Source organism: Listeria sp. ILCC797 (assembly GCF_900186185.1).
Lineage (GTDB): Bacteria > Bacillota > Bacilli > Lactobacillales > Listeriaceae > Listeria > Listeria goaensis.
Genome location: NZ_FYBS01000009.1, coordinates 65,961 through 89,260, shown reverse-complemented (window position 1 = coordinate 89,260; position 23,300 = coordinate 65,961). Strand labels below are relative to the sequence as shown.

At 40.4% G+C, this 23,300-nt stretch carries 24 protein-coding genes; 7 read left to right on the top strand and 17 right to left on the bottom strand.

Annotated features, from left to right (window positions below):
* The first annotated feature begins 49 nt into the window (after nucleotides 1-49).
* Genes BN1609_RS10225 through BN1609_RS10210 form a run of 4 tightly spaced genes read left to right on the top strand, consistent with a single transcriptional unit; the run spans nucleotide 50 to nucleotide 3,405 of the window.
* Nucleotides 50-478: a NusG domain II-containing protein gene (locus tag BN1609_RS10225; protein WP_088840829.1), complete on the top strand. Its 429-nt coding sequence runs from the start codon at nucleotides 50-52 to the stop codon at nucleotides 476-478.
* Nucleotides 479-506: 28 nt separating this feature from the next.
* Nucleotides 507-1,064 (top strand): flavinylation system FAD exporter subunit EetB, encoded by a 558-nt coding sequence (gene eetB / locus BN1609_RS10220; RefSeq protein ID WP_088810699.1) that lies wholly within the window; start codon nucleotides 507-509, stop codon nucleotides 1,062-1,064.
* Nucleotides 1,064-2,044 (top strand): polyprenyl synthetase family protein, encoded by a 981-nt coding sequence (locus tag BN1609_RS10215; RefSeq protein ID WP_088810698.1) that lies wholly within the window; start codon nucleotides 1,064-1,066, stop codon nucleotides 2,042-2,044. The genes eetB and BN1609_RS10215 overlap by 1 nt, the downstream gene beginning before the upstream one ends.
* A 50-nt stretch (nucleotides 2,045-2,094) precedes the next feature.
* Nucleotides 2,095-3,405 carry a metallophosphoesterase gene (locus BN1609_RS10210; protein WP_088840828.1) on the top strand — a complete coding sequence of 437 codons (1,311 nt, stop codon included), beginning with the start codon at nucleotides 2,095-2,097 and terminating at the stop codon, nucleotides 3,403-3,405.
* Nucleotides 3,406-3,518: 113 nt separating this feature from the next.
* Here the strand turns inward: BN1609_RS10210 and BN1609_RS10205 are convergent, their stop codons facing one another.
* The 6 genes from BN1609_RS10205 to rpsL all read right to left on the bottom strand — a co-directional run bounded on the left by BN1609_RS10205 (nucleotide 3,519) and on the right by rpsL (nucleotide 10,475).
* A complete protein-coding gene (locus tag BN1609_RS10205) occupies nucleotides 3,519-4,817 on the bottom strand; it encodes a LysM peptidoglycan-binding domain-containing protein (RefSeq protein ID WP_088840827.1) in 1,299 nt (432 codons plus the stop codon).
* A 134-nt stretch (nucleotides 4,818-4,951) separates the two neighbouring features.
* Nucleotides 4,952-5,956 carry a DUF4003 family protein gene (locus tag BN1609_RS10200; protein ID WP_088810695.1) on the bottom strand — a complete coding sequence of 335 codons (1,005 nt, stop codon included), beginning with the start codon at nucleotides 5,954-5,956 and terminating at the stop codon, nucleotides 4,952-4,954.
* A 101-nt stretch (nucleotides 5,957-6,057) separates the two neighbouring features.
* A complete protein-coding gene (gene tuf / locus BN1609_RS10195) occupies nucleotides 6,058-7,245 on the bottom strand; it encodes an elongation factor Tu (RefSeq protein WP_088810694.1) in 1,188 nt (395 codons plus the stop codon).
* Between the two features lie 135 nt (nucleotides 7,246-7,380).
* Nucleotides 7,381-9,468 carry an elongation factor G gene (gene fusA, locus BN1609_RS10190; RefSeq protein WP_088810693.1) on the bottom strand — a complete coding sequence of 696 codons (2,088 nt, stop codon included), beginning with the start codon at nucleotides 9,466-9,468 and terminating at the stop codon, nucleotides 7,381-7,383.
* A gap of 78 nt (nucleotides 9,469-9,546) precedes the next feature.
* On the bottom strand, nucleotides 9,547-10,017 hold the full coding sequence (gene rpsG, locus BN1609_RS10185; protein WP_088810692.1) for a 30S ribosomal protein S7: 471 nt from the start codon (nucleotides 10,015-10,017) through the stop codon (nucleotides 9,547-9,549).
* A 38-nt stretch (nucleotides 10,018-10,055) separates the two neighbouring features.
* A complete protein-coding gene (rpsL, locus tag BN1609_RS10180; protein ID WP_007474870.1) occupies nucleotides 10,056-10,475 on the bottom strand; it encodes a 30S ribosomal protein S12 in 420 nt (139 codons plus the stop codon).
* Between the two features lie 254 nt (nucleotides 10,476-10,729).
* Here rpsL and BN1609_RS10175 point away from each other — a divergent pair, with 254 nt between their 5' ends.
* The gene (locus tag BN1609_RS10175) at nucleotides 10,730-10,984 is read left to right on the top strand and encodes a hypothetical protein (protein WP_088825916.1); all 255 of its coding nucleotides are present in this window, start codon (nucleotides 10,730-10,732) and stop codon (nucleotides 10,982-10,984) included.
* Nucleotides 10,985-11,151: 167 nt separating this feature from the next.
* Here BN1609_RS10175 and BN1609_RS10170 read toward each other — a convergent pair whose 3' ends face one another.
* From BN1609_RS10170 to BN1609_RS10135, 8 genes are all read right to left on the bottom strand, one after another.
* A complete protein-coding gene (locus tag BN1609_RS10170) occupies nucleotides 11,152-11,754 on the bottom strand; it encodes a hypothetical protein (protein ID WP_088810690.1) in 603 nt (200 codons plus the stop codon).
* 255 nt (nucleotides 11,755-12,009) lie between these two features.
* On the bottom strand, nucleotides 12,010-12,783 hold the full coding sequence (locus BN1609_RS10165; RefSeq protein ID WP_088810689.1) for a sugar phosphate isomerase/epimerase: 774 nt from the start codon (nucleotides 12,781-12,783) through the stop codon (nucleotides 12,010-12,012).
* Nucleotides 12,780-13,742, bottom strand: coding sequence for an aldo/keto reductase (locus BN1609_RS10160; protein WP_088840826.1), 963 nt, complete (start codon nucleotides 13,740-13,742; stop codon nucleotides 12,780-12,782). Before BN1609_RS10160 ends, BN1609_RS10165 begins: the two co-directional genes overlap by 4 nt.
* A 46-nt stretch (nucleotides 13,743-13,788) precedes the next feature.
* Nucleotides 13,789-14,511: a glucosamine-6-phosphate deaminase gene (locus BN1609_RS10155; protein ID WP_088840825.1), complete on the bottom strand. Its 723-nt coding sequence runs from the start codon at nucleotides 14,509-14,511 to the stop codon at nucleotides 13,789-13,791.
* 11 nt (nucleotides 14,512-14,522) lie between these two features.
* The gene (locus BN1609_RS10150) at nucleotides 14,523-15,845 is read right to left on the bottom strand and encodes a PTS sugar transporter subunit IIC (RefSeq protein ID WP_088810686.1); all 1,323 of its coding nucleotides are present in this window, start codon (nucleotides 15,843-15,845) and stop codon (nucleotides 14,523-14,525) included.
* Between the two features lie 18 nt (nucleotides 15,846-15,863).
* A complete protein-coding gene (locus tag BN1609_RS10145) occupies nucleotides 15,864-16,199 on the bottom strand; it encodes a PTS sugar transporter subunit IIB (RefSeq protein ID WP_088810685.1) in 336 nt (111 codons plus the stop codon).
* Complete coding sequence (locus tag BN1609_RS10140) at nucleotides 16,189-16,524, bottom strand: PTS lactose/cellobiose transporter subunit IIA (protein WP_088810684.1); 336 nt, start codon at nucleotides 16,522-16,524, stop codon at nucleotides 16,189-16,191. The genes BN1609_RS10145 and BN1609_RS10140 overlap by 11 nt, the downstream gene beginning before the upstream one ends.
* Nucleotides 16,525-16,538: 14 nt before the next feature.
* Complete coding sequence (locus tag BN1609_RS10135; protein ID WP_088840824.1) at nucleotides 16,539-18,551, bottom strand: BglG family transcription antiterminator; 2,013 nt, start codon at nucleotides 18,549-18,551, stop codon at nucleotides 16,539-16,541.
* 262 nt (nucleotides 18,552-18,813) lie between these two features.
* On the opposite strand from BN1609_RS10135, the gene BN1609_RS10130 reads away from it, so the two are divergent.
* Nucleotides 18,814-20,211 (top strand): deoxyguanosinetriphosphate triphosphohydrolase, encoded by a 1,398-nt coding sequence (locus tag BN1609_RS10130; protein WP_088840834.1) that lies wholly within the window; start codon nucleotides 18,814-18,816, stop codon nucleotides 20,209-20,211.
* Between the two features lie 64 nt (nucleotides 20,212-20,275).
* Entirely contained in the window at nucleotides 20,276-20,632 is a 357-nt protein-coding gene (locus BN1609_RS10125; RefSeq protein ID WP_088810682.1) for a DUF2200 domain-containing protein, read from the top strand.
* Nucleotides 20,633-20,694: 62 nt separating this feature from the next.
* Here the strand turns inward: BN1609_RS10125 and BN1609_RS10120 are convergent, their stop codons facing one another.
* The 3 genes from BN1609_RS10120 to BN1609_RS10110 form a co-directional block, all read right to left on the bottom strand.
* Nucleotides 20,695-21,147 carry a lytic exoenzyme target recognition domain-containing protein gene (locus BN1609_RS10120; RefSeq protein ID WP_208611160.1) on the bottom strand — a complete coding sequence of 151 codons (453 nt, stop codon included), beginning with the start codon at nucleotides 21,145-21,147 and terminating at the stop codon, nucleotides 20,695-20,697.
* Between the two features lie 239 nt (nucleotides 21,148-21,386).
* Nucleotides 21,387-21,794 carry a DUF2871 domain-containing protein gene (locus tag BN1609_RS10115; protein WP_088840823.1) on the bottom strand — a complete coding sequence of 136 codons (408 nt, stop codon included), beginning with the start codon at nucleotides 21,792-21,794 and terminating at the stop codon, nucleotides 21,387-21,389.
* A 20-nt stretch (nucleotides 21,795-21,814) separates the two neighbouring features.
* Nucleotides 21,815-23,212, bottom strand: a complete 1,398-nt coding sequence (locus tag BN1609_RS10110) for a deoxyguanosinetriphosphate triphosphohydrolase (protein ID WP_088810677.1) — start codon at nucleotides 23,210-23,212, stop codon at nucleotides 21,815-21,817.
* Nucleotides 23,213-23,300: the final 88 nt, after the last annotated feature.

The window sequence follows — 23,300 nt, the reverse complement described above, 5'->3', positions numbered from 1 at the left end:
GAAATCCTTTACAATAAGGTTAGAAAAAATATTTAGAGGGGGCAAAGATGTGAAACCATATTTAAAAATGATTCGTCGCTTTGATGTTATTATCGTTATTACGCTTAGTCTGCTCTCTTTTCTGCCTCTAGCTATTTTTTCTTATGTGCAAGCAAATGCACCGGATAACGGGGCGGATAAAAAACTTGTAGCGGTTATTACGGTTGACGGGAAGGAATATAAGCGCGTTGATTTGACGGGGCACTCTGGAACGGATACTTTTACGGTTACACAAGAAGATGGCGACTACAATACTATTGAAGTTAAAGATGAAAAAATCAGGATTAGCAAGGCGAATTGTGGGGATCAAGTTTGTGTCCGCACAGGCGCGGTTGGGAAACTAGGCGAAACGATTGTTTGTTTGCCGCATAAGTTGGTCATTGAGGTTAAAGCGACTGACGGGACATCAAATGATGACGACATGATTATTTCTTCTTAATTTTTATAAAAAAGGATTGTGAATTTTGATGACTAAAAATAAACGCCTTGTTTATATAGCGCTTTTGGCGGCTCAAGCGGTTGTCATTAGCTTGCTAGAACGAGCGATTCCTTTTCCGTTTGCTTTTGCGCCTGGCGCTAAACTGGGGTTATCGAATATTATAACGTGTATTTCACTTTATACGTTATCGACGAAAGATGCTTTTATGATTGTCTGTATTCGTCTTGTGCTTTCGACGCTTTTAGGCGGGACAATTTCGACGTTTTTATATAGTGCGGCGGGGGCTTTGCTTAGTTTCGTGGGCATGTGGGCGGTTCAAAAGCTTGGTCCAAAGCGCGTCAGCATCATTGGCGTGAGTACGACTGGCGGGATTTTGCATAATGTTGGTCAACTTGTTGTGGCCAGTTGGATTGCTGGATCGTGGAATGTTATGCTTTATTTGCCGGTACTTTCGTTTATTGGGATTTTATCGGGGATTGCAATTGGGATTGCAGCAAACTATTTACTTCAGAATGTGCAAACATTGCGCACGTTTTTCGATGCTAAACAAGAACGCGCTTTAATAAATAAAAAAGGAGTTTCATGATGCAACTTCATTCCATGTGGGCTTCGTACCCAGATTTAGAAACTGATTTAAAAGATGTATTAACTACAATTGAAAAAAACATTCAAATTCGCGACAAGCGTGTTAACCAAAATGTAAAATCACTGATTCATGCGGGCGGTAAGTTGCTTCGTCCGGCATATGCACTTTTGATGGCAGAAATTGGGCCGGATTACGAACGCGAACGGGCGGTTTCGGTTGCGGCAGCACTTGAAGTTTTGCATATGGCTACGCTCATTCATGATGACGTGGTAGACGAGTCACCACTTAGACGCGGGGAGCCTACGATTCATTCTCGCTACGGGAACCATTACGCGGTTTATACAGGAGATTATTTATTTACGGTTTGCTTTAAAATTTTGTCGAAGCATTCGGATTCATTGCAAAACATTGAGTTTAGCAGTCGCAATATCGAGAAGATTTTGATGGGCGAGCTGGATCAAATGCGAATGCGCTATAATCTTGATGTGTCGGTGAAGGAGTATTTATCGCGGATTTCTGGGAAAACGGCGCAACTTTTTGCGCTTAGCTGTTATTCTGGTGCGACAGCGAGTAAGGCTCCACGAAAAATGGCGATAAAAGCTTGGAATATTGGGCACTATTTGGGGATGGCTTTCCAAATTATTGATGATGTTCTGGATTATACGAGTACTGACTCGGGGCTTGGGAAACCGGTTTTAAACGATGTTTTGCAAGGTGTTTATTCGCTCCCGCTTATTTATGCGATGCGCGGACAAAAAAATGAGTTTGAACCTTTGCTCTCTAAAAAAGAAGCGATGACTGATGACGATTTGAAGGCGCTTCTCGAATTAATCGAAAAACATGAGGGTGTTGAAAAAGCGTTTGATTTAGCGCAAAAATACACGAAAAAAGCGCAAAAAGAAATTTCGAAATTGCCAGACGGGGCCTATAAAACGACGCTTGAGCGTTTGACGAGCGAGATTTTAACGCGGAAAATTTAATTTTTTCTGCACACATGTGTTTGTGAATTTTTTTCAAAGGAGGAATTAGCATGAAACGTTTCAGTCTTCTTTTTATTTTACTTTTTACATGCGCCTACCTTTCTGCATGTTCATCTGGCGAAGCAACAGAAACGATTAAGCCGGTGAAAGATAAGACGGATATTTCCATTCGGGTCGCAACGGACATTCATTATTTGGCGCCTGAATTAACCGATTTTGGCGAGGCTTTCAAAACGTATGTAGCTTCTGGTGATGGCAAGGCGCTTCAAGTGAGCGATGAAATGACCGATGCCTTTTTGGCTGATGTGTCAAAAGACCAGGCGGATATTTTGATTTTGAGTGGCGACTTAACGAATAACGGGGAACGGAAAAGCCATGAGAACTTGGCGAAGAAGCTTGAAAAAGTTGAGAAATCTGGTACCGATGTTTACGTCATTCCAGGCAATCACGACATTAATAATCCGTGGGCACGGAGTTTCAAAGCGGATAAGCAGTACAAAACGGACAGCATCACACCCGAGGAATTCGCAAAAATTTACGAGAATTTCGGCCTAAAAGAGGCGGTTTTAAAGGATAAATTTTCTCTTAGTTATTTGGCGCCTGCTTCAAAAGATGTCTGGCTACTTATGCTTGATACGAACCATTATAAGAGCAATATGCAGCTTGGCTCACCGCAAACTGATGGCGGCTTAACGACGGGGACGCTTGAATGGATTAAAGAGTGTGCTGATTTAGCGAAGGCGAATAGTGTAAAAATCGTTCCGGTGATGCACCACAATTTAATGAATCATAGCGAAATTCTGCAACAAGGTTATACGATTAATTATGCAGAGGACGTCCAGAATGCGTTCAAGAAAGCGAATTTCACATTTGCACTAAGCGGGCACATTCATACCCAAAACATCGCGACAGACGGCAAACTCACAGATATTACAACAAACGCGCTTTCTGTCTACCCACATAAGTACGGAAAAATCACTTATTCGGGAGAAAAGGCTCTTTTTAATTATCAAACGGGGAAAGTTAATTTAGAGGAATACGCCAAACAAAATAATCTGACGAGCGATAAATTCCTTTCTTTCAACCAAAAAGATTATGATCAGTTTTATTTAAATGGTTACGGAAAAGCGATGGAGGACCTCGCAACGAGCGACGATTTTGACAGCTATTCTGAGCAAGAAAAAGAGGCGATGGCCGATACGATGGCGCTAAACAATCTCTCTTATTTTGCTGGTGTTGCACCGCCAAAATCGGACGGGTTAAAACTATGGCAAAGCGCGCCAAATAGTTTCCTGAAGAAGTACGTTATCAGCACAAGTGGCGCGCCGAAACGGTCGAATGATGAGTGGACTGGGAAATGATTAAGCATTACGCCTCTTCGTCACAGGCCATTTTAGATGGTGACAGCTTCATCAGATGAATAAAAATCGAGCAGAAAAGGCAATTTCTGCTCGATTTTCTTATATTCAATTGGTTATTTCCGTCTTAGCAGAAGCCCGCCAGTTCCGAGCATTAATAATCCGGATAGGCTTATGAGAAGGCCTGCGCTATCTCCTGTATGTGGCAGCGAAATGGTGGTTTGGTTTTCGATGCGCACAATTAATTTTTGCCCAACGTAAACGTTTTCGCTCGGCAAATTGTTCCACATCATTAGTTGTTTTGGCGTCGTTTTAAAGGAAGTTGCGATACTTTTTAGCGTGTCGCCTTTTTTTACTTCATAGTAGTAAATCTTTTCACCGTTTTTCTCCACAGTAGTAGTTGGTGGTTCGGTTGTAGTTTCTTCCATGTTAGGTGTTGGTGTTACTTCTGGCTTTGGTTCTGGGGTAGACGTTGGTGGCGGTGTTGCTTCGCCCCCGCCTTTCCCGCCGTTACTATAATCATTCACGGTTGAGTTTCGGGAGTAAATTTTAATGTTATCGCCGTATAACGTTGCATTGTTTTTATAACTTGTCTGGCCGCCGTTCACCTTCGTTTGATACGTGATGACAACCGATTGCTTGCTGAGCGACCCGACATCAATGCGGAAAGCTCGGTTTTGCACGTTTACTGTCTGCGTATATGTTGCCACTACTTTTTTATTTTCATCGCGATAACGTACTTGTACAGGGTTGATTAGCTCATGTCCCGGGCCAATCGTATCGATTACATAGCCGTTCTCAATGTCAAGCAGCGCATTATTAACTGTCACCGTCCAATTGATTCGGTCCGGCTGCTTCGTGTCGATGCGTCCTTGCTTGTAAATGACAGAAGTCCCCTCACTACTGCCACCACTTGTTGTATCTTTGACTAAAACGGATTTCACGACAGCCTCGTTTTGAACTGGGAAGGTCAGCTGATTCTCGCTACCCAATTGGATTTTTTCAACATTGAATTTCGCCCAAAAAAACATACTTCCTTGAATATTTTGATGCGTTTCAACAAAATTAGTAAACGTTAGTGTTATCATTCCCGTTGTAGAGTTCGTCTCCGCTAGCGCAACCACATTCCCCTCTGAATCCTTCAATTGAAACGGCGCATAACTTACCATAGTCAGCTGTTCCGGCAGCGCGATCGTCATTTGATCCCCCGTATGCACTTGCTGGTTCACCTTAAAGTCATACACCACTTTCACCTTATCCGTTTTGCGGAATTCTGAGCTTTCTTTGCCTGAAACATTTTCTAAGCTCACATTTGTAAAAAATTGCGACCCATAATCTACCGCCGCTTGCGCACGAAATGGTAGAACAATTCCTATAAGTAAAATAAGAATCGCAACATAAAAAAGCTTTTTCATCTAAAGTCCTCCTTTATTCAGTGATTGCGCCACCTCCTATTAGTTCCCAAAGTAGGACACAACAAAACCTGCTCAGTATTGAACAGGTTTTGTTTGTAGAAAACGTATACTAGACTTATGACAACGGGTTTAATTTAATTACTCGAACTATTTGCTGCTGCAGCGCTAGCCGCCGCGGCTGCGGCCGCTGCACTTGCTTGCTCAATGGCAATTAAGACGTGCACACTGACCATTAAATTTTCAATTTGCGCTTGGTTCATTTTTCCAGTCACTTCTTCAGTATACAGACTAAGCGCAAGTGCCGTATAAAATGTTTTTCCGAAAAACTTTAATCCCGAAACTTGGCTAAGCTCTGAAACGAGTTCGAAAAAGTGCGCATCCAGTTTGGCCCCGTCATTTACATACGCTAAAATTCCAATGGTATTATAGTATAGTTCCTTCACTTTAATCCCTTTTTTGTCCAGCTCATTTAAAAGCGTTCTGACACGCGTCACAAATATGCGATCCTTTTTACCATAAAGTAGGGCTGCTGTTGCCGCAAGCGCCTGCAAGCCATTGTTTTTATGGAAATCCAAGTCCGCAAACTCTTGGAAATAAAACTCTACAATGTCAGCAATTTCTTGCGCCGAGAGCGAGGTATCAAGCGATGCTAGCATCACACTTGCCGTTGCATCTTCTGGTCCGGTTAAAAAAGGATGAAATTTTTTGAGGCATGTATAAATTTCCTTCGCCCGTTTTGCTGTCGCTACACTATCCGCATTCTCCTGTTTCAAAAGTAAATATGCCGCAAAATAGGTGAACTCTGACCTGCCAAATTTCACCTCAACCAGTTCGCGGTAATGCTGAATGAGGCGCAACACATCCGACCTATCATCGGTTCCATCGGCTACTAAAAGCCCCGCTAGCGACGCCCGAACATTTCCATTCAGGGCGGTAAAAAAGCCTAATTCAGATTTTATCGCGCGGTCCGCGGCAAAAAATCGTTCTGCATCGACTAACTCATTTTTCCCCGTAAAAAGTCTTGCGATTAAAAAACGAATTCGTTTATCTACAAAGTTTACTTTACTTTTCCGAATCCGTTCATAGTTTTCGGAAAGCAGTTGTGTTAATTCATCTACATAACTTAATTCATTTGCCAATTCGCTACACTCCTTTATCTTGCATCCATTATAAGTATACCAATTTTAGACGTAAAAAAACCAGCGGAACTATTGTCCCGCTGGTTTTAAGTTATTGTTAATTATTTTTGAATGCTGGAAACAACGCCAGCGCCTACAGTACGTCCACCTTCACGGATAGAGAATTTAGTACCGTCTTCAATCGCGATTGGCGCGATTAGTTCAACAGTTAATTCTACGTTATCGCCAGGCATAACCATTTCAGTACCTTCTGGTAAAGTAACGATACCAGTTACATCAGTTGTACGGAAATAGAATTGTGGACGGTAGTTATTGAAGAATGGAGTATGACGTCCACCTTCTTCTTTAGATAAAACATAAGTTTCAGCTTTGAAGTTTGTGTGTGGAGTAATCGAACCTGGTTTAGCTAATACTTGACCACGTTGGATATCTTCACGCGCAACACCACGAAGCAACGCACCAATGTTATCGCCAGCTTCTGCATAATCAAGAAGCTTACGGAACATTTCTACACCTGTAACAGTTGTTTTGGAAGTTTCAGTTTCGATACCGATGATTTCGATTTCATCACCAACACGAACTTCACCACGCTCAACACGTCCAGTTGCAACTGTACCACGACCAGTGATAGAGAATACATCCTCAACTGGCATCATGAATGGTTTAGCTTTATCACGTTCTGGAGTTGGGATATAAGAATCTACTGCATCCATTAATTCGTAGATTTTTTCTTCCCAAGCTGCGTCACCTTCAAGAGCTTTAAGAGCAGAACCTTTAATTACAGGAATATCGTCACCAGGGAATTCGTATTCAGATAATAGATCACGAACTTCCATTTCAACTAATTCTAATAATTCTTCATCATCAACCATGTCGCATTTGTTTAAGAATACAACGATGTAAGGAACACCTACTTGACGAGAAAGTAAGATGTGCTCACGAGTTTGTGGCATTGGGCCATCAGCAGCAGATACTACTAAGATCCCACCGTCCATTTGTGCAGCACCAGTGATCATGTTTTTAACATAGTCAGCATGTCCTGGGCAGTCAACGTGTGCATAGTGACGGTTTTCAGTTTCGTACTCTACGTGTGCTGTAGAGATTGTGATTCCACGTTCGCGTTCTTCTGGAGCACCATCAATTTGGTCATATGCAGAAGCTTGTGCAAAACCTTTTTTAGATAAAACAGTAGTGATAGCTGCTGTTAAAGTAGTTTTACCATGATCGACGTGTCCAATTGTACCAACGTTAACATGGGGTTTAGAGCGGTCAAATTTTTCTTTTGCCATTTTATAAAATCCTCCTCAATGTTTGAAAAAATGATATTTAAGTCACTAAATGAAATTCATTTAGTAGATACTTCTAACTAATGTTATACAAGAAATCGAGCAAAAATGCAATTCATTGCGTTAAATCAGAAGAGATTAATCTTCGTCTTTATTTCCACCGTTTTTCTTGATAATGTCTTCTGCAATAGATTTAGGAACTTCTTCGTAGTGGTCAAATTGCATTGTGTAAGTACCGCGACCTTGAGTTGCAGAACGTAAGTCAGTTGCATAACCGAACATTTCAGCAAGTGGAACGAAAGCACGAACAACTTGAGCGTTTCCGCGAGCTTCCATACCATCTACACGTCCACGACGGCTTGTGATGTTACCCATGATATCACCAAGATATTCTTCTGGGATAACAACTTCAACAGACATGATTGGTTCTAAAATAACTGGATCACATTTTTTAGCAGCATTACGAAGCGCCATGCTTGCAGCTACTTTAAATGCCATTTCGTTGGAGTCAACGTCATGGTAAGATCCATCATATAGTTTTGCTTTGATATCAATTAACGGATAGCCTGCAAGTACACCATTATCTAGTGCGCCTTCAAGACCTGCTTGGACAGCTGGAATGTATTCACGTGGAACAACCCCACCGACAATTGCATTTTCAAATTCAAAACCTTTACCTTCTTCGTTAGGAGCGAATTCAATCCAAACGTGACCATATTGACCACGACCACCAGATTGACGAACGAATTTACCTTCGACTTGTGCTGATGTGCGGAATGTTTCACGGTAAGACACTTGAGGCGCACCTACGTTAGCCTCAACCTTGAATTCACGTTTCATACGGTCAACAAGGATATCTAAGTGAAGCTCACCCATACCGGAGATGATAGTTTGTCCAGTTTCCGTATTTGTTTCAGTACGGAAAGTTGGATCTTCCTCTGCTAATTTAGCAAGAGCTTGACCCATTTTATCTTGGTCAGCTTTTGATTTAGGCTCAATCGCAACCGAGATAACTGGTTCTGGGAATTCCATAGATTCTAAGATAATTTGGTTCTTTTCATCACATAGAGTGTCCCCAGTTGTAGTATCTTTAAGACCTACAGCTGCAGCGATGTCACCAGAGTAAACGATATCGATTTCCTCACGGTGATTGGCGTGCATTTGTAGGATACGACCTACACGTTCACGTTTACCTTTAGTTGAGTTTTGTACGTAAGAACCAGAGTTCAAAGTACCAGAGTAAACGCGGAAGAAAGTTAAACGACCTACATAAGGGTCAGTCATAACTTTAAATGCTAGAGAAGAGAATGGTTCCTCATCACTTGCATGACGTTCAGATTCTTCACCATCAGGTAAAACACCTTTGATAGAAGGAACGTCAGTTGGTGCTGGAAGGTAATCGATAACAGCATCAAGCATTGGTTGAACACCTTTGTTTTTAAATGCTGTACCACATACTACTGGATAAAACTCAACTGCAAGTGTTCCTTTACGGATCGCTGCTTTAAGCTCATCTTTCGTAATTTCTTCACCTTCAAGATATTTCATCATAAGTTCTTCATCAAGTTCAGCAACTGCCTCGATTAGTTTACCATGATATTCTTCAGCAAGATCTTTCATATCTTCAGGAATTTCTTTAATATGAGGATCGTTACCTAAATCGTCTTCATAAAATAGTGCATTCATTTCAATTAAATCAATGATACCAGTGAAAGTATCTTCAGCACCGATTGGTAATTGAATTGGATGTGCATTTGCATCAAGACGATCATGTAAAGTGCCTACAGAATATAAGAAATCTGCACCAATTTTATCCATTTTGTTGACGAATACTACACGAGGAACCCCGTAAGTAGTAGCTTGACGCCAAACAGTTTCTGTTTGTGGTTCTACACCAGATTGTGCATCTAGAACCGCAACAGCGCCATCAAGTACACGAAGTGAACGTTCAACTTCAACTGTGAAGTCTACGTGTCCCGGTGTATCGATGATATTTACGCGGTAACCATTCCATTGTGCTGTTGTCGCAGCAGAAGTGATAGTGATACCACGTTCTTGCTCTTGCTCCATCCAGTCCATTTGGGAGGCACCTTCATGCGTTTCACCAATTTTGTGAATACGCCCTGTATAGAAAAGAATACGCTCAGTAGTAGTAGTTTTACCCGCATCAATGTGCGCCATAATACCAATATTACGAGTCTTTTCTAAGGAGAACTCTCTTGCCATGTTTTCTTTCTCCTTCCATAAAACGTTTTTTAGGCGATTAGCCTTTTCGAGTTTAATTTATGCTGATAAAACTTAATATTACCAACGATAATGAGCGAATGCTCTGTTTGCATCTGCCATTTTATGAGTATCTTCACGTTTCTTAACAGAAGAACCCGTATTATTAGCAGCATCCATGATTTCGCGCGCAAGACGAAGTTCCATCGTTCTTTCACCACGAAGACGTGCATAGTTTACTAACCAACGAAGACCAAGAGTAGTACGACGATCTGGACGCACTTCGATTGGAACTTGATAGTTTGCACCACCGACACGACGAGCTTTTACTTCAAGAACTGGCATGATGTTTTTAATCGCTTGATCAAAAACTTCCATCGGATCATTACCAGTTTCTTCTTTAATGATGTCAAAAGCAGCGTATAAAATCGCTTGGGATTTTCCACGTTTACCATCAACCATCATTTTATTAATTAAGCGAGTTACCAATTTCGAATTATAAATAGGATCTGGCAACACGTCACGTTTAGCAACAGGACCTTTACGAGGCATTGGATATCCTCCTTTCATAAGGATAGAATTTTAAAAAATTATTTGCTTGCTTTAGGTTTTTTCGTTCCGTATTTAGAACGACTTTGTCCTCTATTTTCAACACCAGCAGTGTCAAGAGCACCACGCACGATATGATAACGTACCCCTGGTAAATCTTTTACACGTCCACCACGAATAAGAACAACACTGTGCTCTTGTAAGTTGTGTCCGATACCTGGGATATAAGCCGTTACTTCGATACCGTTACTTAAGCGCACACGAGCATATTTACGAAGCGCGGAGTTAGGTTTCTTTGGAGTCATTGTACCAACACGAGTACAAACACCACGTTTTTGCGGTGAATTCACGTTAGTAAGTTCACGCTTGAAAGTGTTAAGCCCTTTGTTAAGTGCTGGAGAGTCAGATTTCTTAGATTTAGATTGACGCGGTTTGCGAACTAATTGGTTAATAGTAGGCATTGGATAGGTTCCTCCTTTCTCGGTTTAGTAGTTCCACACATCCAGGTGGTTCATTTTTTCGAAAAAATAAAACTGCTGTAGATGTGTACTACAACATTCATTATTTCAAGACCTCTATAGGTGAGGCACCTTGAATATAGTAACACTTGACGGGTTTCATGTCAAGTGCTTTACGTGAGTTCCTTCTGTATCTTGCCAAAGAAATTGAAAGAAAGTAAAATAGGCTTAGACATAACATACATTGGAGGCTCAAGATGGCTTTAACACAAAAAAGCAAAGAACTTTGGACCATGTTTTTTTCTATTATTTCTTTATTTATACCATTTGGACTAATCATTGCAATCCCTACATTAATAATTAGCAGAAACGCAGTGCGGACTAATCCAAACACTATTAATAAGAGTACAAAAATCATTTCCATTATAAGTATTGTATTATCAACTGTCATCATTGTACTAATGTTAATTGGTGCCATAACTTTTTTTCTATCAAAAGGTAAAATTAATTGACCAATATCTAAGTTATAGTAATCACTATGCGCAAAGCCGAAACTATAAAATATAGATAGGCTACACCCGCTGCAGCCCTGTACACTAGATTTCAAGTTAACAGCAATAAAACACGCACTGACCAGCCATTGGAAAGTGCGTGTTTTTAATTACAAAAAACTTACTATTCAACTAATCTTAGCATATCCGTTATACTTACCACCACCTGAGGTTCCTTCTACATGTACTGTTATAGTCCCTAACTGAACCCCGTACTCCTTATGAACTAAACTATATTTAAAACGTGATGTCGTTTTTGCTCGATTGTTTGCAATCCAAGCATTTTTTTCGATACGGCTTGTTTTAACAGTTGGGTTATAATTCTTATCCACGTAGCCCGAGGAAGATACTATAGATTTAACCGTCCCTCCACTAGTTGTATACTTAACTGAAACCACATATTTAGTCATAGTAATGCCGAAAAATTTCATCGAATAGCTATGTGTAGCATTACGAGTTTTAGTTACTCCAGCTTTTAATAAAGGTTTTGTTGACTCAAACACATCTTCTGATTCAATAATTACATCCTCATTAGCATCATCTTCGATTGCAGCTTGCATTGCCTCTGGATCACTGAAATAATATGCTAGCTTTTCTTGTTCTTCTTCACTTAAGTTAGCAAGTTCTTCTTTGAGTTCATTGATATCATTTCGAATAGTTTCACTATTGGCATTTTCCACCCCATTTTCTTCTGCTGTTTCTACAGAGTAGTTATCTAAATAACTATCCAAATCACTAAGGATATCCCCCGTCTCCTCTACCCAATTGCAGATGCCCTTACTTGTGTCCCTGTTACTTGCATCAAAGCTAGAGCAATAATTGTCGTTAAAATAGCTTTTTTAATAAATCTTTTCATCTTAATCCCTCTTTTCTAATGATGTTATGACTGTTTACAAGTCTTGTTCATCTAAACACAAATGATAAAAAAAGTCTCTTTAGATATCCACTTGTATTTATTCAAAAGAGGGGGTTGCGCGTGTTTCTATTTAAAGCTGAATCGCTTTTAAGGCTTTGATGCTAGTTGCTAAGCTTTCGAACATGTCTAGCTTGCTACGATCTTGTTCGATGCAGTAAAACTCAACGCCGTTTTGTTCGCCCCATTCGATGATGCTTTTAAAATCGACAGCGCCAGAACCGATTTCCGTTAAGTTATGATCCATATCGGTTATTTCAAAACCCGGGATATAATCTTTCATGTGAACAATTGGGGCGCGCCCGGAGTAGCGTTTGATATATTCGACCGGGTCCACATCAGACGCCGAAATCCAATATGTGTCTGGTTCTGCGTAGATTGAAACGCCCGCTTCGGGGTCGGTAATGAAATCCATCATCATTCGGCCATCAATTTCCGATTTAAAATCGTATTCGGGGTTGTGGAGGCCGACTCGGAATCCTAGCGGCGCCAGTTTATACGCCACGTCTAGCAAAGCCCGCTTTGTTTTCCTGTACCCTACTTCATTTTGGTCTTCTTCTTCGATGTATTTATCATAAATTGTTTTACAATCGAATAGGCAAGCTTCGTAAATAATGCCGTCCAAATCGTCGAAGAAACGATCGTGTTTAATGTGCATGCCAACAACATTTAAGTCGTACTTTTTCAGCAATCTCGCAACTTCAAGTGGCGGGTTATTACGCATGCCGTCAAGCTGAACATGTTTGATGCCGAGTTCGCTCACACGGCGCAGTGTTCCTTCCAAATCTGCTTCCATTTCTTTCCGAACGGAGTAAAGTTGAATGGCAATCTTGTCGTGGAAGCTCATCGGTTGTCCCTCCTTAGGTCAAGCCAGTCGACCTCCAGTTGCGTTAAGTGAATATCAGCGGCTTCGATGGAAGAATTCAGCTCGCTCGTCGTTTCTGGGCCGATAACTGCGGCTGTTGGGAATGATTGATGCAAGACGTAGGCGAGTGAAATTTGAATCGGTGTCACGCCTTTTTCTTGTGCCAGTTTTTCTGCTCGGCTGTAACGTTCCCAGTTCTTTTCGCTGTAATACACTTCGACCATTTCGGTGTCTTCCAAATTATCTCTCGTGAACCTACCTGAAAAGAAGCCACCTGCCTGACTTGACCAAGAAAAGAGCGGCAAATCAGTTTGCTCGTGCCATTTTATCATCGTGTCGTCTGCCGAAACGCAGTCTTCCCAGCGCGGACGATTGACTTTTGGCAAGCTTAAATTGGGGCTGTTAAAGCTAAGCGGGGTCAAACCGTGCGTTTGCGCATATTCGTTCGCCTCAATGATTCGCGCTAGCTCCCAATTGGAAACGCCAATCGCATAGACGCGGCCATCTTCTACTTCTTTGTGGAGCGCCTCCATGAGCGGCCCAACTGGGACAGTTTCATCATCGCGGTGAAGCGCAAAAAGTTCCACATGGTCGGTTCGAAGCATCTCTAAACTCGTTGAAATGTCCTCATGAATGGCAGCTGGTGTCACCCGAGGCACGTCTAGCGCGCCACGCACTGGGTGGCAGCCTTTCGTTTGGATAATAATTCGGTCGCGGTTTTTGCGTTCTTCCATCCAGATGCCAATGGCGTTTTCACTATGACGGTAATGTCTTGCGGTATCAAAAATGTTGCCGCCGCATTCGAAGTAGCGGTCTAAAATTTGCGCCGCCACGTCCATGTTGTCTGCTCGCAAGAAGTCGCCTGCGCCCATGACAAGGTTTGCACATGGGATTAAAATGTTTCTTCCATCTTTTTTTCCGTTTACTCGAATTTGTTTCAATTTTATCGCCACCTGTTTCTTTTTTGATTAAAATTAGTTTGCAAGTCTAAACGCGTGCGCCCGCTTCCTGATCTACGAAAAACTGAGTACTTGTTGCGTTTTTAAGTAAAGTAGCTGGAATATTTGCGGTTGGTTCGCTATTCATTGTTAATTCGACGATTTCCGCTTTTTTACTGCCGGTTGCGGCTACAATAATCTCTTTCGCCTGTTTAATTTGCTTCATGCCGAGTGAAATTCCATTTGTAAGCGGCAAATCTTGATCAAAATACTTGCTCATCACTTTTTTCGTGACGTCATCAAGTTCGACCACGTGGGCGTTCACATCGACTGGCACGCCTGGTTCATTGAAGCCAATATGGCCGTTCATGCCGATCCCAAGCAAAATGAAATCAATGCCACCTCTTTCGTCAATAAAATGATCGATTCGTTTGCATTCGACCGCCAAATTTTTCGCTTTTCCGTCAAAAAAGCAAACATGGTCAGGATTTATACTTTCCAATTGGTCATAAAAATAATCATAGAGCGTCTGGCGGCAACTACCTTTTGTTTCACGGCCGAGCCCAACCCACTCATCTAAGCCGACAAAATACGCCTTGCTGAAATCAATTTGGCCGTTTTTATTGCGGCGCACAAGTTCCGCCATCGTTTTGAGCGGCGTGTCGCCTCCCGCGATACAAATAAGCGCATCTGGCTTTTCTTGTAAGAGGGACTCAATTTGGTTGCTGATAGCGATTGCTACCGCCTTGTCGTCATCAAATTTTTTTAACATCTTTTTTCCTCCTAAAAATCAAGGTCTAACGCTTCGTGTGCAGCTTGCCGTTCTGAAACGACCGACTCCTGCTTGACGAGGCTTCTTTCATACATTTTGAAGAACGGATAGTACATCAAGGTCGCCGCGGCCAGTACGAAAACGATTAAAATGATGGCGCGCCAGTCCATCGTCGCTAAATATTGTGCGAGTGGAATCGGCGTTCCGCCTACGTTTGCAATTGGAGGGCGAACCCAACCTAAGTGGAAGACAAACCACTGTCCTACCGCAATAATCGGCGTTCCGAGAACAAACGGAATGAATAAGTATGGGTTGTAACAGATTGGCAACCCGAACACGACCGGCTCAGAAATTGTAAAGACGGCTGGCACAACGGAAGCTTTCCCGACGGCTTTTAGTTCTTTCGAGCGGCTAAATAGCGCGAGTAACACGAGCGCACCGGTAATCCCAGAACCGGAGAAGCCCATGAAATAGTCCCAAAAATTGGGGGCAAAAACATGCGGAATTGGTTCGCCTGCAGCATACGCCGCAGCATTCGCGCCCAAGTATTGTGTCATAAATGGCATAACGAAGCCGACTAAAATGGCATATCCGTTTAAGCCGATGAACCAAAATAGCATTTCGAAGAAGCAAATTAAAAAGACTGCGTACGGCGTGTCGATGCTATTAATTGCTGGCGCAAGCATAGTTGTAAATGCTTCTGGAATAATTTGTCCTTTTGTAACCGTTTGCATTAAAATGCTAATGACTACGGATAAAAAGAGGATAACAACGAGCGGCACGATGGCTTCAAACGTTTGAGCAATCCCGTCTGGTAAGCCTTTAATTCGAATCGTGACTTTCTTTTTAATAAAAAAGTGAATCGTTTCAACGGCAAGAAGCGAACCAAAAATTGCGATGAACAAGCCGCGTGAGTCTAAATATTCCGTGCTTAGTTTTCCATCAATAAACTTCGTGTTTAAAACTATGGTCGTCATTACAGCGCCTAGAATGCTATGTAAAATAGGCACTTTTAATTGTTTGGCGTGATTATATGAAATCGTAACGGCCGCATAAAGTGATAGCAAACCGAATGTGAATTGGAAAGGTAAATTTAACATTTCGGCATTATCAACGAAGAACGTTTTAATGGCAGTGCCTTCTGGAAACATATTTCCGATAGCGGAGATAATCAGTGAAAATGAGCCAATGATAAGGACTGAAATAAGGGCAATCATACCATTTTTGATGGACTGGATATGTCGTTGTTTTTCAATTTTGGCAGCAATTGGTTCAAAATACTTTTCCATGAATGCAATAAAGCGCTCCATGATTGATGTCTTATTCGTACTCATGACTTTTCCTCCTAAATTTTAATGGCTTGTTTTAAGAATGATGGCGTCTTTTAAAATATTCGCGCCATTTACTGTGCCATAATCTTTCGTGTCAATGACTTGAATGGGTTTCCCCGCTGCATCCGCAATTTCTTTCAACATTTTAAATTGATGTTTAATTTGCGGACCTACCATGACAACATCAAAGTCTTCAATATATTCGCGTAGCTCGCCAGCAGGATGCGCTTCAATGCGAATGTCTGTATTTTTCAGCTTCTCGCTTCCCGCTGCAATTTCTTTCATTTTTGTGACCATCACACCTGTTGAAGCTCCTAAGTTACAAACTAATAAAACGTGTAGTCTATCAAAATTCATCTTGTGTCGCCTCCTGATTTCCTTTTAATTCGATATACATATCAATCATTTCACGGATTAGCGTAGAAGCTAAAATCGTGTTCATTAGAGTGTCTTGTGCATGTACAAGCAAGACGGAAAATTCCGTTTTATCCCCGCGGATTTCTTCTACCATCAATTCTGTTTGCACTTTATGTGCTTCATTCATCAATCGTTCAGCTCCCGCTAACTTTTCTTCCATTTCACTTTTTTTGCCAGCTTTTGCACATTGTAATGCTTCAACAAGCTGCGAAAAGGAATCTCCAGCAAGTGAGATTAATGAAAATGCGATTTCTTCTGTTTTCATAAAACTACCTTCTCTCATTCATAAATTGCAGATTTCACATAACTATAAATATCTTTGTGGCTTTTGGCTGAAAGAATTCGGCTAACTTGTTCTTCGTTTAGCACTACTTTCATCAGCTGCTCGACTAAACGTCTTGCTTCCTTCGATTCAAAGGCAAGCGTAAAAATCAAACGAACGGGCTCGCCGTAGCGATCAAAAAAGGAAAGTCCCTCTTCTAAAACGGTCACTGCCATACTGTCTTTTAAAACGCCGTCTTTTGGACTCGCATGCGCTAAAACAATTCCGGGAGCAATGACCATATACGGACCGAACGCCTTTAAATGCTGGATGATTTTCTCCGTATAACGTTTTTCAATACAACCTTTTTGGAATAAAACTTCTGTTCCGAGCCTGATGGCTTGTTGCCACGTATTCACATGCTTTTTAGTGACGATAAGCTGCTCTTTGAACTCGATTTCAGGTAGTTCAACATGTTCTTTTTTAGGCTGTTTAGTTAATACGTCTAACAAATCCAGTTCTAGCTTGCTAAGATTGATAATTTGCGTGTTTTCACTAATGATATTCATGATTTCGCTAAACTTATCAATCGCTTGTTTTCTGTTTGTTACGAGTTTCATTTGGAAATGCTCTTGCAACAGTTGCATATCTTCTTTTTGCAAATAACTATGGATGCGAATCATTTTTTTCGATGTGATATCGGGAATTTTAACGGTTGTAATGACATAATCGAACTGCTCCAACATTTTTTGGTTGAATTTTCGAAGGGAGGTTGTCGAAATAGCCGAAAACTCAAACAGCTGATTTAGCTGAACTTGAAGCATATTCGATACAGCCATCCCTTCTGCACAAACAATTAATAACGTTGGACGATTTCGTTCTACAGCAAGGCTTCGTTCAAGTTCAGAAGCAAAATAAATGGCTAAAAACGAAACTTCTTGCGCGCTTGTAGAAAACTCAAATTCATCTTCTAGTTCTTCGCAAATCCGCTTAGTTGCTAGAAAAATTTCTTTGTTGTCGCGCATAAAATCTGAAAAAATTGGATTTTCTACGCTAATGCCACCACGAATTCGTCTAATCATTAAACTAATATGCGACGTAATTTGGTTAAAAAACGCCTGATTGTCTGTCAAAAAATCGGTATGGTAAAGCTCACCCATTTTGATGCAAAGGCGCTTGGCAAATCCAATGACATGCTCAACCTGACCGGCATCTTTAAACTGCTTCACCGTGTTAATAACCGTTTCCAGCCCTTTATCATACACACTCCCGTTATTTTCCCACGTATCATAACGAAAATCCTTAGATACTCCGCGCATTTTAAGAAGCATGACCAAAATGGTAAGGTAGAGCTGGTCATCCACAGTCCTTCTTAAATTTTGCGTAATCGCATCCACTTCCGACACCGTTTCTTCCAAAAGAGAAAGATCAAAAAGATTATAAAAAAAGAGCTCTCCTTTTTTGGATAAACTTTGTTCTGATTCGAGAAACTGATAAAATTCGCGCATATTCATGAATTTAAGCAGCTTTCTAGCAAAAAGTGTACACTTCAAAACAACATCACCAGCAATTTGATATCCGATGCGCGTTTTGTGCACAAGCGCCATGTCATTTAGAAACACATCGCCGTCAATCGCGCGCAAATGATTGAGCACCGTTGACCTAGAAATAAATAGGATGTCCTGAAAATATTGCACAGAAACGGGCTTTTCCTCTAAAAGTAGTTTGAGTAATAAAAATTGTTCCATTTCTTCAGCATCATATTTATATTTTTCTGGTGTCATTTGCTGCTTGAATTTTTTAAAACTTCCGCTAATTTTGTTGCGATTTTCAATCATTACGCCTTTTTTAGGGTGCCTGCTCAGCTTTTCCCCATTTAGTTCCACCAAAAAGGCATCAATTTTTTCCAAACTATAGCGAATATTGCGTTCAGAAGTTTTAAAAACGAGTGCAAGTTCCTTCACTTTCTCATAATCATCACGAGTCAACAGTAAATCGAGTATATCTATGCAACGTCTATCTAATTTCAACTTTATCCCCCACCAACTCTTTAAATTTAGCTTACACGCAAATAAAAACGCTTTCAATTGCGCATATAACTTCTTTTGTCACGAAGTCTGAACAAGAAGTTTTACTTTTATTTTAGCTAGAAAACCGCAGCATATGAATAGGTCTTCCGTCTTTCAATGTATAATTACATAGCGAATTGTATCCCTCTAAAAAGAATACAATTCCTTTTCTTATATTTTATTGGTATTATATAATTAAAAAGGGGTTTTTGATTTGAAAACAATGCAATGGCAAGATTTACTTACTGTTAAAAGAACTAGTAATCCAAGTAAAACTGTATCTCCTGATGATCTACGAAATGCTTTTGAAAATGACTACCAACGAATTATTATAAGCGCTTCATTCAGACGCCTTCAAGATAAAACTCAAGTTTTCCCTTTGGAGAAAAATGATTTTGTTCGCACTCGTTTAACTCACTCACTAGAAGTCTCACAAATCGCAAAGTCTCTTGGCACACGGGTAGGAACAAAAATAATCAATGAAAGATTAGACCCAAGCTTTACTGAAAAAAATATTAAAGAACTTTCTGATTTATTGGCTTGCTCCGGACTTTTACACGATATGGGTAACCCACCATTTGGGCATTTTGGAGAATGCGCGATTCGACAATGGTTTTCGAAGAACCTAAGTAAAATAAAGTACGGAAATGATACCCTTGGAAAACTTTTGACTGAGCAAATGCAGAAAGATTTCACTCATTTCGAAGGCAATGCGCAAGTTCTTCGATTACTAACAAAACTTCATCAATTATTCGAAAGTACTCATGGTATGAATCTAACTTGTGCAACAGTTAACTCGTTATTTAAATACCCTACTCCCTCAGTAAAAATAGACAAAAATAAAGAAAGTGATGTGAAATTACATAAGATGGGTTACTTTTATGCGGATAAAGATACATTCTCTGAAATCACAGAGGCTACTACAGCCGGCGATAACAGACATCCAGCTGCATTTTTGCTTGAAGCTGCTGATGATATTAGTTACCTCTTAGCAGACTTAGAAGATGGCATGAAGAAAAAACTTTTTTCGCTAAACCAATTAATAACAGAACTTAGTCCCTTGAAAGGTAGTCCTCACAAAGAACTAAGTGCATGTTACGAGTACTTAGAAGAAAAAGCTAGATATAGTAATGAGCTACTCTCCTTCCAACAATGGATTACAGTAAAAGTACGTGGGATATTAATAAATAATACTATTGATACGTTTATCAACAATTACACTGACATAATGAGTGGACATTTCGAAAGTAGCTTACTCGAAGCTTCCAAAGTTTCATCTTTATCTTCCTTACTTGGTGAAATCTGCTGTAAATATATTTTTACCAATTGCGATATTCAGAAAGTAGAATTGGCGGGAAAGAAAATAATTTTTAATTTGTTAGATACTCTTATTCCAGCTGTTCTATATTTTGATTCACCTTTGAAAGAAGATAACAAAGATGAACATAAAAGATTGAGGACACTACTGTCACAAAACTATATAGACGCCTATAATAAATATAAGCCAGATAATGATACCGAAAAATTGTATTTACGATTACTTCTTGTAACTGATACGATTTGCGGCATGACAGATAGTTATGCAAAAAGCTTATATCAAGAACTAAATGGAATCTCATAATCTATGTTTAATTAAAAGCATATGCTATGATAGAGAAAATTAATGTGAAAGCGAGGGATTTTAAATGACAAAACACCGTATTTTCACAACGAGTTTTGCGAGCGTTTATCCGCTCTATGTGACGAAAATTGAACGCAAAGATCGCACAAAAGAAGAATTAGACACAACAATTTGCTGGTTAACAGGGTACGACCAGGCGGCTTTAGATAAACAAATTGCGGAGCAGGTTGACTTTGAAACTTTTTTCGAAAAAGCACCCGAAATGAATCCAAAGGTGGCGCTCATTAAAGGAAGCATTTGCGGCGTTCGCGTGGAGGAAATCGAAGACCCTTTGATGCAAAAAATTCGCTATTTGGATAAACTGGTGGACGAGCTTGCGAAGGGGAGGAGCATGGAGAAGGTTTTGAGGGAGAATGTGTAAATAAATCAAAAACCGCAAATACACTTTCTAAGTGATTTGCGGTTTTTTAATTAGATAATATGTCAGTATATTAAATGTGTTGTATAGAACAACTCATAATAACCTGATGTTCTCAACCAAAATTTCCCACTATATTTCATATTAAATTGCGTCCAGTAGTATCCTCCTGTACCTTTCATAGCAGATGATGCACTTATAAGATTCGAGGTGTTAAAAGTAAAATAACTACCTTTGCTTAAAATTTGGTCTAGTGTTCTATCCCCGTTTAAATATACTTCATCTACATCTCCAACCCCAATACCATTATCAGTCCAGTCAAATCCAACTGGAACTAGAGAGTTGCATCTTATTTGCCATATCCCGTTTACTTTTTGCAAATCGTCTACTCTATATATCTTTAAATATAGAGCTGCATCAACACTTGCTGGTTGAGCAAACATTACTACGCTCATTAGCACTACAAGAAATGCTCCCATAATCTTCTTCATTCTTAGCCACTCAATTTTTCTCATCATTCCAAACATCTCCTTCCATTCTCTTTAATTATTTTTAAAACACATTTGTGAATATAATCACAAATAAATTGAAACTACTTTCTTAACTGTTATATCTCTGGCTTTATTATATCATGGAAGCGCTGTCTTTTTTGTGCCTATTTTATGAACTTTTCTCTTTATTTAGACAATTTAATAGACAAAAAAACTGAAATTAGGTAAATTCCGTTTTAGGAAGTTACTTAATTTCAGCTGCAATTTTACTTCTCCACGCGCAATCTTTCATACATCACTAGGAAGAGTGCAATCAGACCGACTGCGAGCAGAATATGTCCCAATCCTGCAATGCCTGACACGGCGGCGCCAGTTTCCTTCCCGATGACGGTCATCGTTCCGTGAAACGTCATTAAGCCGACGGTTAGGAATAAGCCCGCGTTGTAGGTGTAGTAGAAGATGTTGAATTTTTTACTTTGCATGATGTGGAAGTTTTTTTCGAGTAAGAGGACGATGATGAATGTGAACATGCCGAGCATTAAAAGGTGCGTATGTAGGACGGAAAGTTGTGTATCGCCGGTAAAATCATTGAATTTCGTAATTTCGCGGTAATAAACGCCCGAAGTTAGTCCTAAAATACAGTAAATTAAAGCTGTGGTTAAAAGTTTTTTCAAAATGGTTCTCTCCTTTTTGTTTAGCGTAAGCCATTTAATTCTTGATATAAATCTTTCGCATAGCTGTCTGTCATGCCGCATATGAAGTCGGTGATAAGAAGTAAGCGCAGGTAAAGTTTGACCGTTTCGTCTTGCCCGGTAGCGTTTTTGCGATAACACCCGATGTAGTTGTCTGAAATGAGCGACAGCAGACGCTTATCCTTGGCGGTAATTTTTTCAGGCATTGGGCTGTCGTAATAAAGCACTGCCGGAATGTAGCTGTCTAGTAGCGATGTGATGATTTTGTTGCCGGCAATTTCGGACTCGACAACGCCTTGATTCGTGTAAATATATGTAGCGGAAAGGTTTTGCAACACTTGTACAAGTTCAAACGCCTCGGACACGTCGAGAAGTGAATCTTGAAACGTTCCCGCCATAATTGCCGCGTAATTTTCATAAAACTTCTCAAGCGAACGGTTGATTAAATGCCCGCGGACGTTAGACGCAAGCCACTGCTGCGCAATAAATCCGTCTTCTTGTCCCGCATAACGATCGGCTTTTTTCTTTAGCTCATTAAAGCAAGCGGACGTTACCCAATTGTGTTCTGGAACCTCTTCAAAGCCGCGCAAAATTTGCGGAATCGTGATGGTCCCTTTTTTCACACCATCTTCTAAATCCGCGTTTAAATAGGCGATGTCGTCGGCGACTTCAAGCAAGAATGTCAGCGGATGGCGACTATTCCCCGCACCAGTAGCCTCTGTCACTTCGTGAAAAATCGCTTCATCGGCATAAAAATAGCCCAATTTCTTACTCCGAATTTGTTTCTTATTTATTTTTAAAGATGAAACCGGATATTTAATAATCGAGTTCAGTGTGGCGTGAGTCAAATTGAGTCCGTACTCATCAAACAAATAATGCAACTTTGAAACTACGCGTAAAACTTGCGCATTCCCTTCAAAATTATAAAAGTCTTGTTGCATTTGCTCGTTTAAAATGTCTGTTAAAACTTGACCGTCGTATTCAAGCTCCGCCATGTTTTCCCTAAACCATTCACGAATCGATTCTTCGCCAAAATGGCCAAACGGCGGATTTCCCATGTCATGAAGCAATCCAGCGCAAGATAGAATATCAGCCATATTTTCAGCGTGTTCACGCGTAAATGCATCATCTAATTTTTCCGTTAAAATTGTATGAGATGCCATGTTACCCATTGATTTCGCAATCGTTGCCACTTCCATCGAATGCGTCAGCCGCGTCCGCACAAAATCGCTTTTTTCTAGCGGGAAAATTTGTGTTTTATCTTGCAAACGTCGAAAAGACGCACTCATTACAATTCGTTGATAGTCATTTTCGAAAGCACTACGAATATCGGTGCTTTTCGTGCGCGTCACAGAAGATTCCCGGCGCCTTTTGTCATTTAAAAGTTGATCCCACTTCATAAAAAACCCCTACTTTCTCAAAAAATCATGTTCAATTTTCCCTTCTTTCAGTATAACGGAATTACCGCCTGAGCGCGAATAAGAACCT

What these genes read in the sequence shown, in the direction of transcription:
- eetB (WP_088810699.1), top strand. Translation starts at nt 507, where the DNA reads ATGACTAAAAATAAACGCCTTGTTTATATAGCGCTTTTGGCGGCTCAA.
- BN1609_RS10215 (WP_088810698.1), top strand. Translation starts at nt 1,064, where the DNA reads ATGCAACTTCATTCCATGTGGGCTTCGTACCCAGATTTAGAAACTGAT.
- BN1609_RS10210 (WP_088840828.1), top strand. Translation starts at nt 2,095, where the DNA reads ATGAAACGTTTCAGTCTTCTTTTTATTTTACTTTTTACATGCGCCTAC.
- BN1609_RS10205 (WP_088840827.1), bottom strand. Translation starts at nt 4,817, where the DNA reads ATGAAAAAGCTTTTTTATGTTGCGATTCTTATTTTACTTATAGGAATT.
- tuf (WP_088810694.1), bottom strand. Translation starts at nt 7,245, where the DNA reads ATGGCAAAAGAAAAATTTGACCGCTCTAAACCCCATGTTAACGTTGGT.
- fusA (WP_088810693.1), bottom strand. Translation starts at nt 9,468, where the DNA reads ATGGCAAGAGAGTTCTCCTTAGAAAAGACTCGTAATATTGGTATTATG.
- rpsG (WP_088810692.1), bottom strand. Translation starts at nt 10,017, where the DNA reads ATGCCTCGTAAAGGTCCTGTTGCTAAACGTGACGTGTTGCCAGATCCT.
- rpsL (WP_007474870.1), bottom strand. Translation starts at nt 10,475, where the DNA reads ATGCCTACTATTAACCAATTAGTTCGCAAACCGCGTCAATCTAAATCT.
- BN1609_RS10175 (WP_088825916.1), top strand. Translation starts at nt 10,730, where the DNA reads ATGGCTTTAACACAAAAAAGCAAAGAACTTTGGACCATGTTTTTTTCT.
- BN1609_RS10165 (WP_088810689.1), bottom strand. Translation starts at nt 12,783, where the DNA reads ATGAGCTTCCACGACAAGATTGCCATTCAACTTTACTCCGTTCGGAAA.
- BN1609_RS10155 (WP_088840825.1), bottom strand. Translation starts at nt 14,511, where the DNA reads ATGTTAAAAAAATTTGATGACGACAAGGCGGTAGCAATCGCTATCAGC.
- BN1609_RS10150 (WP_088810686.1), bottom strand. Translation starts at nt 15,845, where the DNA reads ATGAGTACGAATAAGACATCAATCATGGAGCGCTTTATTGCATTCATG.
- BN1609_RS10145 (WP_088810685.1), bottom strand. Translation starts at nt 16,199, where the DNA reads ATGAATTTTGATAGACTACACGTTTTATTAGTTTGTAACTTAGGAGCT.
- BN1609_RS10140 (WP_088810684.1), bottom strand. Translation starts at nt 16,524, where the DNA reads ATGAAAACAGAAGAAATCGCATTTTCATTAATCTCACTTGCTGGAGAT.
- BN1609_RS10130 (WP_088840834.1), top strand. Translation starts at nt 18,814, where the DNA reads ATGCAATGGCAAGATTTACTTACTGTTAAAAGAACTAGTAATCCAAGT.
- BN1609_RS10125 (WP_088810682.1), top strand. Translation starts at nt 20,276, where the DNA reads ATGACAAAACACCGTATTTTCACAACGAGTTTTGCGAGCGTTTATCCG.
- BN1609_RS10120 (WP_208611160.1), bottom strand. Translation starts at nt 21,147, where the DNA reads ATGATGAGAAAAATTGAGTGGCTAAGAATGAAGAAGATTATGGGAGCA.
- BN1609_RS10110 (WP_088810677.1), bottom strand. Translation starts at nt 23,212, where the DNA reads ATGAAGTGGGATCAACTTTTAAATGACAAAAGGCGCCGGGAATCTTCT.